This window comes from Pseudacidovorax intermedius, assembly GCF_001476815.1.
Taxonomy (GTDB): Bacteria; Pseudomonadota; Gammaproteobacteria; order Burkholderiales; family Burkholderiaceae_C; genus Xenophilus; species Xenophilus intermedius_A.
The window spans coordinates 1-9,959 of the sequence record NZ_LDSL01000031.1; the positions used below are offsets into that span (position 1 = coordinate 1).

The 9,959-nt window shown below is 71.1% G+C and carries 9 protein-coding genes and 1 pseudogene; 7 read left to right on the forward strand and 3 right to left on the reverse strand.

Annotated features, from left to right (window positions below; translation table 11 throughout):
- The 4 genes from NS331_RS04525 to rbsD form a co-directional block, all read left to right on the forward strand.
- Positions 1 to 755: ABC transporter permease (locus NS331_RS04525; protein WP_058640822.1), on the forward strand; the 755-nt coding region annotated here is incomplete at its 5' end.
- 19 nt (positions 756 to 774) lie between these two features.
- Complete coding sequence (locus tag NS331_RS04530) at positions 775 to 1,806, forward strand: LacI family DNA-binding transcriptional regulator (protein WP_058640823.1); 1,032 nt, start codon at positions 775 to 777, stop codon at positions 1,804 to 1,806.
- 4 nt (positions 1,807 to 1,810) lie between these two features.
- On the forward strand, positions 1,811 to 2,770 hold the full coding sequence (rbsK, locus tag NS331_RS04535; protein WP_275936444.1) for a ribokinase: 960 nt from the start codon (positions 1,811 to 1,813) through the stop codon (positions 2,768 to 2,770).
- A complete protein-coding gene (rbsD, locus tag NS331_RS04540; RefSeq protein WP_058640825.1) occupies positions 2,767 to 3,159 on the forward strand; it encodes a D-ribose pyranase in 393 nt (130 codons plus the stop codon). The genes rbsK and rbsD overlap by 4 nt, the downstream gene beginning before the upstream one ends.
- Positions 3,160 to 3,248: 89 nt before the next feature.
- On the opposite strand, the gene NS331_RS04545 is transcribed toward rbsD, so the two are convergent.
- Together NS331_RS04545 and NS331_RS04550 are read right to left on the reverse strand one after the other, a co-directional pair.
- Positions 3,249 to 4,577, reverse strand: coding sequence for a UDP-glucose dehydrogenase family protein (locus tag NS331_RS04545; protein WP_058640826.1), 1,329 nt, complete (start codon positions 4,575 to 4,577; stop codon positions 3,249 to 3,251).
- A 30-nt stretch (positions 4,578 to 4,607) separates the two neighbouring features.
- Positions 4,608 to 5,507, reverse strand: a complete 900-nt coding sequence (locus NS331_RS04550) for an MOSC domain-containing protein (RefSeq protein ID WP_058640827.1) — start codon at positions 5,505 to 5,507, stop codon at positions 4,608 to 4,610.
- 158 nt (positions 5,508 to 5,665) lie between these two features.
- Here NS331_RS04550 and NS331_RS04555 point away from each other — a divergent pair, with 158 nt between their 5' ends.
- From NS331_RS04555 to NS331_RS04565, 3 genes are all read left to right on the forward strand, one after another.
- On the forward strand, positions 5,666 to 6,835 hold the full coding sequence (locus NS331_RS04555) for an FAD-dependent monooxygenase (protein ID WP_058640828.1): 1,170 nt from the start codon (positions 5,666 to 5,668) through the stop codon (positions 6,833 to 6,835).
- A 96-nt stretch (positions 6,836 to 6,931) separates the two neighbouring features.
- On the forward strand, positions 6,932 to 7,633 hold the full coding sequence (locus NS331_RS04560) for a DsbC family protein (RefSeq protein WP_058640829.1): 702 nt from the start codon (positions 6,932 to 6,934) through the stop codon (positions 7,631 to 7,633).
- Positions 7,633 to 9,516, forward strand: coding sequence for a M61 family metallopeptidase (locus tag NS331_RS04565; protein WP_058640830.1), 1,884 nt, complete (start codon positions 7,633 to 7,635; stop codon positions 9,514 to 9,516). The genes NS331_RS04560 and NS331_RS04565 overlap by 1 nt, the downstream gene beginning before the upstream one ends.
- 26 nt (positions 9,517 to 9,542) lie before the next feature.
- Here the strand turns inward: NS331_RS04565 and NS331_RS04570 are convergent.
- A pseudogene (locus NS331_RS04570) lies at positions 9,543 to 9,959 on the reverse strand (IS5/IS1182 family transposase); the annotation flags it as partial.

The following is a 9,959-nucleotide window of genomic DNA, read 5'->3' on the forward strand; positions in this document are numbered from 1 at the left end:
ACCTGTCGGTGGGCTCGGTGCTGGCGCTGAGCGCGGCCGTCACGGCCGCCGCCATCCTGCAGTGGAAGCTGGCCGTGCCCGCCGCCGCCGCGCTGGGCCTGGCCACGGGCCTGCTGTGCGGCGCCGTCACCGGCGCGGTGTCGGTGGCCTGGCGGCTGCCCAGCTTCATCGTCTCGCTGGGCATGCTCGAAGCGGTGCGCGGCGGCGCCTACCTGGTGACGGATTCGCGCACGCAGTATGTGGGCGATGCCATCGCCGGCCTGGCAGCGCCGTGGATCGGCGGCGTGTCCTCGGCCTTCGTGCTGGCCGTGGCCATCGTGATCGTGGGCCACCTGGTGCTCACGCGCACCGTGTTCGGCCGCCACGTGGTGGGCATCGGCACCAACGAGGAAGCGATGCGCCTGGCGGGCATCGACCCGCGGCCGATCCGCATCGCCGTGTTCGCCGTCACCGGCCTCCTGGCCGGCCTGGGCGGGCTGATGCAGTCGGCCCGGCTGGAGGCCGCCGACCCCAATGCCGGCGCCGGCATCGAGCTGCAGGTGATCGCTGCGGTGGTCATCGGCGGCACCAGCCTGATGGGCGGACGCGGCTCGGTCATCAACACCTTCTTCGGCGTGCTGATCATCGCGGTGCTGGAAGCCGGCCTGGCCCAGGTGGGCGCCAGCGAGCCGGCCAAGCGCATCATCACCGGCGCCGTGATCGTGGCGGCCGTGATCATCGACACCGTGCGCCAGCGCCGCGCTGGCGCGGCCTGACGGCCCTTCTCTCCCACTCATGCCCACCATCAAGGACGTCGCCCTGCGTGCCGGTGTGTCGGTGACCACCGTGTCGCACGTGGTCAACCGCACACGCACCGTCAGCGCCGAAGGCCGCGCCCGGGTGGAGGACGCCATCCGCGCCCTGGGCTACGTGCCCAGCGCCGTGGCGCGCAGCCTCAAGAGCAACAGCACGCGCACGCTGGGCATGCTGATTCCCAACAGCTCCAACCCCTACTTCGCCGAGATCGTGCGGGTGGTGGAGGACCGCTGCTTCGGCGCCGGCTACACGCTGGTGCTGTGCAACACCGACGACGAGCCGCAGCGCCAGGGCGTGTACCTGCAGGTCTTGGCGCAGCGGCGCATCGACGGGCTGATCGTGGTCTCCAGCGGCGGCGACGCCTCGCTGCCCGCGCTGCTGGCCGGCCTGCGCATGCCCACCGTGCTGGTGGACCGCGAGGTGGAAGACCCGGCCTGCGACCTGGTCGAGACGGCCCACATGCAGGGCGGCCTGCTGGCCACGCGGCACCTGCTGTCGCTGGGCCACCGGCGCATCGCCTGCATCGGCGGGCCGGCCGGCCTGGTGCCCAGCGAGCAGCGCATCGAAGGCTGGCGCCTGGCGCTCGCCGAGGCGGGGCATCCGGTCGCGGGCGGCACGCTGCTGTGGCATGGCGGCTTCACGCCACAGGGCGGCTACGAGGCCATGCATGCCATTCTGCGCAGCGCCGACCGGCCCTCGGCCGTGTTCGTGGGCAACGACCTGATGGCCATGGGCGCGCTGCGCGCGGCGCACGAATGCGGGCTGCGCGTGCCCGACGACCTGTCGCTGGTGGGCTTCGACGACATCGAACTGAGCGCCTATGCCAGCCCGCCGCTGACCACCGTGGCCCAGCCCAAGGCCCGCATCGGCGCACTGGCGGTGGACATGCTGCTGGAGCGCATCGACGGCCAGCGGCTGATCGGCCGCAAGGTGCTGCTGCAGCCGGAGCTGCGGGTGCGCGACTCGACCGCGCGTTTCGGCCTTCCCATTCCCCCTACTGCCCGTGCCTGACGCCGTGAACCGTTTCTCCGCCCCCGCCGATGCCCCGCTGCTGGTCGTGCTCGGCAGCCTCAACATGGACGTGGTGGTGCGCGTGCCGCACGCCCCGGCCGCCGGCGAGACGCTGCATGGCCGCTCCATCGACCACCTGCCCGGCGGCAAGGGTGGCAACCAGGCCGTGGGCTGCGCACGCCAGGGCGGCGCGGTGCGCATGCTGGGCTGCGTGGGCGCCGATGCCCACGGCACCGCGCTGCGCGATGCGCTGGCCCGCGACGGCATCGACACCGACGGGGTGCGCGTCGCGCCCGCCACGCCCACCGGCGTCGCGCTGGTGATGGTGGAGGACAGCGGCCAGAACCGCATCGTCGTCATCCCCGGCGCCAACGCGGCCGTGCAGGTGGCGCCGGACGTGCTGCGCACGCAACTGGCGGGCGCCGCCTTCCTGGTGCTGCAGTTCGAAACGCCGCTGGACCAGGTCGGCCTGGCCATGGAGGTCGCCGCCCAGGCCGGCTGCAAGGTGCTGCTGAACCCCTCGCCCATGCAGGCACTGCCCGAGGCCTTCTGGCCGCGCATCGACACGCTGGTGGTCAACGAGCTGGAGGCACAGATGCTGTCCGGCCTGCCGGTGGCCGGCATCGCCGATGCGGCCGTGGCCGCGCGCGCGCTGCTGTCGCGCGGCCCGGTGCGTGTCGTCGTCACGCTGGGTGGGGAAGGCGCCGTGGCGGCCGACGCCGACGGCTGCCGCCACCATGCCGCACTGCGCGTGAAGGCGGTGGACACCACCGCCGCCGGCGACACCTTCCTGGGCACGCTGGCCGTGTCGCTGGCGCGCGGCGAGACCTTCGACGCCGCCGTGCAGCTGGGCATCCGCGCCGCGGCGCTGTGCATCGGCCGGCCTGGCGCCCAGCCTTCCATTCCTTCGCGCGACGAGGTGCTCGCCAGCCCCGTCCCGCCCGCACCGCTCGCCCTGCCATGAAACGCACCCACCTCCTGCACGCCGAACTCTCCCAGGTCATCGCCGCCATGGGCCATGGCGACATGCTGGTCCTCGGCGATGCCGGCCTGCCCATTCCCGACGGCCCGCGCCGCATCGACCTGGCGGTGGCGCGCGGCGTGCCGCGGCTGGACAACGTGCTGGCCGCCGTGCTGAGCGAACTGACGGTGGAGGACGCCGTGGTCGCCTGCGAGGCCCTGCCCGCCGGCCAGGACCGGCCGGCGTGGTATCCGGCCACCTTGGCGATGGCGCCGCAGACGGTGTCGCACGAGGAGTTCAAGCAGCGCAGCGCCAGGGCCCGCGCCATCGTGCGCACGGGCGAGTGCACGCCGTACGCCAACATCATCCTCATCGCCGGGGTGAGCTTCTAAGGCCCATCGCTCGTCCATCGCCCCTTTCCCCTCGCGGGAGAGGGGTTGGGGAGAGGGGCCGCCCGCAGCACCGGTGCGGCCTCGGCCCCTCACTTCGTCGCCAGCCCGATCGCGTGGTACTCGATGCCCAGGCTGCGCATCAGCGCCGGCTCGAACAGGTTGCGGCCGTCGAAGACGACGGGGGCGCGCAGGCGGGTGCGGATGGCGTCGAAATCGGGGCTCTTGAACTCGCGCCATTCGGTGACCAGCACCAGCGCATCGGCACCCTCCAGCGCCGCCACGGCGCTGTCGGCATAGCGCAGGCGCGGTGCGTCGCCGAGCAGGCGCTTCGCCTCGTCCATCGCCACCGGGTCGTAGGCCACCACCTCGGCGCCACGGGCCAGCAGCTCGGCGATCAGCACGCGGCTGGGCGCCTCGCGCATGTCGTCGGTGCCGGGCTTGAAGGCCAGGCCCCAGAGCGCGAAGCGGCGGCCCTGCAGGTCCTCGCCGAAACGGGCGACCACCTTGGCGGCCAGCACCTGCTTCTGCCGCTCGTTGGCGCGCTCCACCGCGTCGAGCACGTACAGGTCGTGCCCATGTGCCTGGCCGGTGCGCAGCAACGCCTTCACGTCCTTGGGAAAGCAGGAGCCGCCATAGCCCGCGCCGGCATAGAGAAAGTGCGTGCCGATGCGCGGATCGCTGCCGATGCCGCGGCGCACCTGCTCGATGTCGGCGCCCACCTTCTCGGCCAGCAGCGCCAGCTCGTTCATGAAGCTGATGCGCGTGGCCAGCATGGCGTTGGCGGCGTACTTGGTGAACTCCGCGCTGCGCACGTCCATCAGCTGCAGCCGGTCGTGGTTGCGGATGAAGGGCGCGTACAGCGCCCGCATCAGCAGGATGGCGCGCTCGTCGTCGGCGCCGACCACGATGCGGTCGGGCCGCATGAAGTCGTCCACGGCCGCGCCTTCCTTCAGGAACTCGGGGTTGGACACCACCGCATAGTCCAGCGCCACACTGCGCTCGGCCAGCGCCGCGTCGATGGTGGCGCGCACCTGGTCGGCGGTGCCGACGGGCACGGTGCTCTTGTCGACGATGACCTTGTAGTCGGTCATGCGCTCGCCGATGGCGCGGGCGGCGGCGAGCACGTGGCGCAGGTCGGCGGCGCCGTCTTCGCCCTGGGGGGTGCCGACGGCGATGAACTGGAAGGTGCCGTGGCGGATCGCTGCGTCGGTGTCGGCCGTGAACTCCAGGCGACTCGCCTCGACGTTGCGGCGGACGACCTCCAGCAGCCCCGGTTCATGGATCGGCAGCTGGCCGTCGCGCAGGACCCGGATCTTGGCGTCGTCCAGGTCCAGACAGATCACGTGGTTGCCCATTTCTGCGAGGCAGGCCCCCGTCACCAACCCCACATAACCCGAGCCCACCACCGTGATCTTCATACCCGGGCCCTCTCGCCACTGCGTAAACGATCAAAAACTGTAGCTGGCTCCGACGGGTTGGCCCACCCTCAAAATATGGTCTATCCCTTCGCGCACGATCGTGTTCATGCCGAAGGTGACCGCCCCCTGCATTCGCGCATCGGCGCGGTAGTCCCGCAGCGCGTCGGCCACGGCGGTGCCGGTCTGCGCGGTCGCCAGGTCCACGTCGGGGATGCTGCAGCGGATGCAGGGCTTGACGGGCTGCAGCCGCGCCTCGCCCTGCTCGGTGCCGATGTGGATCATCTGCAGCTGGTCCTCGTCGTGGGCATGGACGTCGGCCAGCACGAGGTTGGGCCGGAAACGCATCGCGTCGACGGGCGCCTGGCCCCGGGCGGCGAGGCGCTGGTTCAGCTCGTCCACCGCCGCCTGGCTGATGACCAGCAGCGCGAAGCCGTCGGCGAACTGGGTCTGGGCCTCGACCTCGCCCGTCCATCGGCGGCTGGACAGGCGCTTGTGTTCCGGGTCGAAGCGCACCAGCCGCAGCCGCCGCGGCGGCTGGCCGGGCTCGGCCAGGAAGTCGCTGAACCACTGGGCCGCCACGTCGCCCATGTCGTAGGCGGCGACCTCGTCCTTCCAGACCGTGACGCGCACCGGCGCCTCAACCCGGTCGTAGGCAATGTGCAGGGCCAGCATGCCGGGGGCGCGCAGCACCATTTCGTAGTGCTTCATCTGCGGGCGGATGAGCGCCATGCGCGGCAGCTCGCGCTGGCTGAGGAAGCGGCCCGCCTCGTCCACCACCATCCAGGCGCGGTCGAATTCGAGGCCGGTCTCGGTGAGCAGGGCTTCCTGCACCTCCACGCCGGCGCAGGACTTGACGGGGTAGACGATCAGCCGGCCGATGCGGCCCTGGAGGTCGAAGCGCGAGAGGTCGGGGGCGGTGGTAGCGGTCACGGCAAAGGGGTGGGACGGTCAGGCCCGGTCGGTGGACGAGGGGACGGTGCGGCGCGGCACGCCACGGGCGTCATCAGCAGGAAGCGGGCCGCCGTCGGCGGCCGGCGGCATTGTCGGGGTTGCGGCGTGTGCCCAGGGGCGCTCCCTACAATGTTTCGATGGCTCTTCCCCCCGAGGTTTGCATTCGCGGCGCAGGCATCGTCGGCCGCACGCTGGCCCTGTTGCTGGCCCGAGAACGGGTCCGCGTGGCCCTGGTGGCCGAGGCACCGCCCACCCCGTCGACTGCACCGCAGGACGTGCGCGCCTATGCGCTCAATGCCGCCTCGCGCGCCTTGCTCTCATCGCTGCGCGCCTGGCCCGACGCGGCGCAGGCCACGCCGGTGCGCGAGATGCAGGTCTTCGGCGATGCGGACGGCCGGGTGCGCTTCGACGCCGCATCGCAGAAGGTCGATGCCCTGGCCTGGATCGTGGACGTGCCCGCGCTCGAAGAACAACTGGCCGCCGCCGTGCGCTTCGCGCCGCAGGTCGAGGTGGTCGATGCGCCGGTCAAGGCCGCGCTCACCGTGGTCTGCGAAGGCAAGGCCAGCACCACCCGCGAGACGCTGGGCGTGCAGTACGACGTGACCCGCTATCCGCAGAAGGCCATCGCCGCGCGCCTGGAGGCCGAGCGGCCCCACGGCGGCGTGGCCCGCCAGTGGTTCACCGCGCAGGGCGACGTGGTGGCGCTGCTGCCCATGGGCGGCGCCGAGGGCCGGCAGGTGGCGCTGGTCTGGTCGGTGAGCCAGCTGCGCGCGCCCGAACTGCTGGACCTGGACAACGACAGCTTCTGCGCCCGCCTGCAGGAATCCAGCCACGACGCCCTGGGCGCCTTCACCCTGACGAGCGAGCGCGCCGCCTGGCCGCTGCAGCGGGCCACGGCCGACCGCTGGTCGGGCCGCTTCGACGAGGGCGGCGCCTGGGTGCTGGCCGGCGACGCCGCGCACACCGTGCATCCGCTGGCCGGCCAGGGCCTCAACCTCGGCCTGGCCGATGCGGACGAACTGGCCCGTGTGATCCGCGAGCGGGACTACTGGCGCAGCGTGGGCGATGCCCGCCTGCTGCGCCGCTACGAGCGCGCGCGCCGCACCGACGTGCTGGCCATGGGCATGGCCACCGACGGCCTGCAGCAGCTGTTTGCCCAGGGGATCGAACCGTTGGCGCGGCTGCGCAACTGGGGCATGCTGGGCTTCGACCGCAGCCCCTTCCTCAAGGACTGGGTCGCGCGCCGCGCCATGGGCCTGGCACCCGGCTTTTCTTCTCCCTCTCCCTCTGGGAGAGGGTTGGGGTGAGGGCTCGCGCCGCCATCCCTCGTTCCTGTGCCCGTTGAGGCGCAGGCCCCTCACCCAGCCTCTCCCCAGGGGGGAGAGGAGCCATACCCTCGCATCATGAAATACATCGCCCCCCTCCTCCTGGCCGCCGCGCTGGCCACCGCCCACGCCGGCGAAGCCGAGATCCGCAAGAACCTCGGCGGCAGCTTTCCGCAGCTCGCGCAGATCGACGAGGTGCGCAAGTCGCCCATGCCCGGCCTGTGGGAAGTGCGCCAGGGCTTCGACCTGTACTACACCGACGAGCAGGGCAACTTTCTGATCCAGGGCCACCTGATCGACGTGAAGAACCGCCGCAACCTCACCGAGGAACGCGTGGACAAGCTCACCGCCGTCGACTTCGACAAGCTGCCCGTGCAGGACGCCATCAAGATCGTGCGCGGCAACGGCAAGCGCAAGCTGGCCATCTTCGAAGACCCGAACTGCGGCTACTGCAAGCAGTTCGAGCGCGAACTGCGCAAGGTGGACAACGTGACCATCCACCTCTTCCTCTACCCCGTGCTGGGCCCCGATTCGGCCGTGAAGTCGCGCGACATCTGGTGCTCGAAGGACAAGGCCAAGGCCTGGACCGACTGGATGATGGACGGCGTGAAGCCCACCAACGCCGAGTGCGACACCCAGGCCCTGAAGCGCAACGTGGAGTTCGGCCGCAAGTACAACATCACCGGCACGCCGACCCTGCTGTTCGCCAACGGCACGCGCACCCCGGGCGCCGTGCCCGCCGCGCAGGTGGAGCAGCAACTCTCCGCCGCCGGCAACTGATGCCGGCCGCCGCCCCCGCCCTGCGCTACCGCATCGCGGTGGCGGACCTGAACGCCCACCTCTACGAGGTCACGCTCAGCATCGACCGGCCGGCTGCGGACCAGGTCGTGTCTCTGCCCGTGTGGATTCCGGGCAGCTATCTGGTTCGTGAATTCGCCCGCAACCTGGAAGGTGCGCCCAAGGCGACGCAGGGCCGGCGCAACGTGGTCGTGACGCAGCTGGACAAGGCCAGCTGGCGCATCGCCGCCAAGGCCGGGCAGCCGCTGGTGGTGCGCTACGTGGTCTGCGCCTTCGACAACTCGGTGCGCACCGCCTGGCTGGACCGTTTTCGCGGCTTCTTCAACGGCACCAGCCTGTGCCTGCGCGTGGAAGGCCAGGACGACGCGCCCTGCCACATCGAGATCGTGCCGCCCGTGCTGCCCGAGGGCGATGCGCCGTGGGAACTGGCGACTGCGCTGCGCCCCGTCAAGACCGACCGCCGCGGCTTCGGCACCTACCAGGCCGCCGACTACGACGAGGTGGCCGACAGCCCGGTCGAAATGGGCGCCTTCTGGAGCGCCGAGTTCGACGTGCTGGGCGTGCCGCACCGCTTCGTCGTCGCCGGCGCCCCGCCGTCCTTCGACGGCGACAAGCTGATCGCCGACACCCGCGCCATCTGCGAGACCCAGATGCGCTTCTGGCACAAGGACGACCCGGGTCTTCCTCCTCTCCCCGCTGGGGAGAAGCCGGGTGAGGGGCCGACGGCTGCCGCCAAGGCGAAGCGCTCGCCCAAGGCCCGTGCCACCGCCAGGCACCCCGCCCCGCACGACCGCTACGTCTTCATGCTCAACGCCACCGACGACGGCTACGGCGGCCTGGAGCACCGGCACAGCACCGCGCTGATCTGCACCCGCCGCGACCTGCCCCGGCGCGGCACCGCCAAGCAGCCGGAGGGCTACACCACGCTGCTCGGCCTGATCAGCCACGAGTATTTCCACACCTGGAACGTCAAGCGCCTGCGGCCGGCCGAGTTCGCCCGCTACGACTACACCCGCGAGAACTACACGCGCCTGCTGTGGTTCTTCGAAGGCTTCACCAGCTACTACGACGACCTGCTGCTGCGCCGCGCCGGCTGCATCGACGACGCCACGTACCTCAAGCTGTTGAACAAGACCATCAACCAGGTGCAGCAGACGCCTGGTGCGGCCGTGCAGTCGGTGGCCGATGCGAGCTTCGACGCCTGGATCCGGTACTACCGGCCAGACGAGCAGACGCCGAACATGACGGTGAGCTACTACACCAAGGGGGCGTTGGTGGCGCTGTGCCTGGACCTGACGCTGCGGCGGGAGAGGAAGGGGTCGCTGGACGAGGTGATGCGTGAGCTGTGGCGCGCCAGCGAAGGCGGGCCGATCGACGAGGCAGCCATTGCCACAGCGCTCGAGGCCATCGGCGGACGCGGCTATGCCAGCGAATTGAGGCAGTGGGCCCAGGGCACGGCCGAACTGCCGTTGCGCGAGTTGCTTGCCGCGCATGGCGTGGCAGTGCACGACGACCCCGCGCAGCTGGCTCAGGCGCTGGGGCTGCGGGTGGACGATAGCGGCGGTACCGTCAAGGTCAAGATGGTGCTGCGCGGCGGTGCGGCCGAGAAAGCCGGCTTCGCTGCCGGCGACGAATGGCTGGGCGTCGAGGCCGCCGCCCGCAACGCGAAGGCTGCGGAAGGCTGGCGCATCGGCAAGCTCGACGACATCGCGCTGTACGTGGGCGACGCGAAGAAATGCATCGCGCTGGTGGCGCGCGACCGGCACCTGCTGCGCATCACGCTGACGCTGCCCGGCAGCGCACGGACATGGCGGCTCGGCACGGCCGATGCCAACGGCATTCGTGAGTGGTTGAAGCGCGCCTGAGTAGTGCGCCCTGAACAATACCGATGTCAGCCGCAGGCAGGCCGGTAGTTGAGCGAATGGCCGATCAGCGCGGCGACAGCCGCCTGCACGGACAGCCCGATGCGGGCGCAACAAAGCCGCAGCGCGGCCAGAATCATTCGCAGGTTGTGCCCGGCGCCGCACATCAGCGCGCCCTTGAGCGGGTTGCGAGCGAGGCGACCGTCCATCTTCATGTGCCCGATGGTCGGCTCGATGGCGCTGCGCCGTTTGATCATGGCCTGCAGCGCCCGGGAGATCCCGCGCTTCTGGCCTGACATCAGGATGCGGACCCCTTCGAGCTTCACGCCCTTGTAGCCCCTGTCCACGATGGCCGTCGCCGGCGGCCTGTCCGTCCCGGTGAGGATGCCCTCCTGCTCCAGCGTCTCGGCCAGCGTGTGGCCGTCATACGGATTGCCCGGCATCGA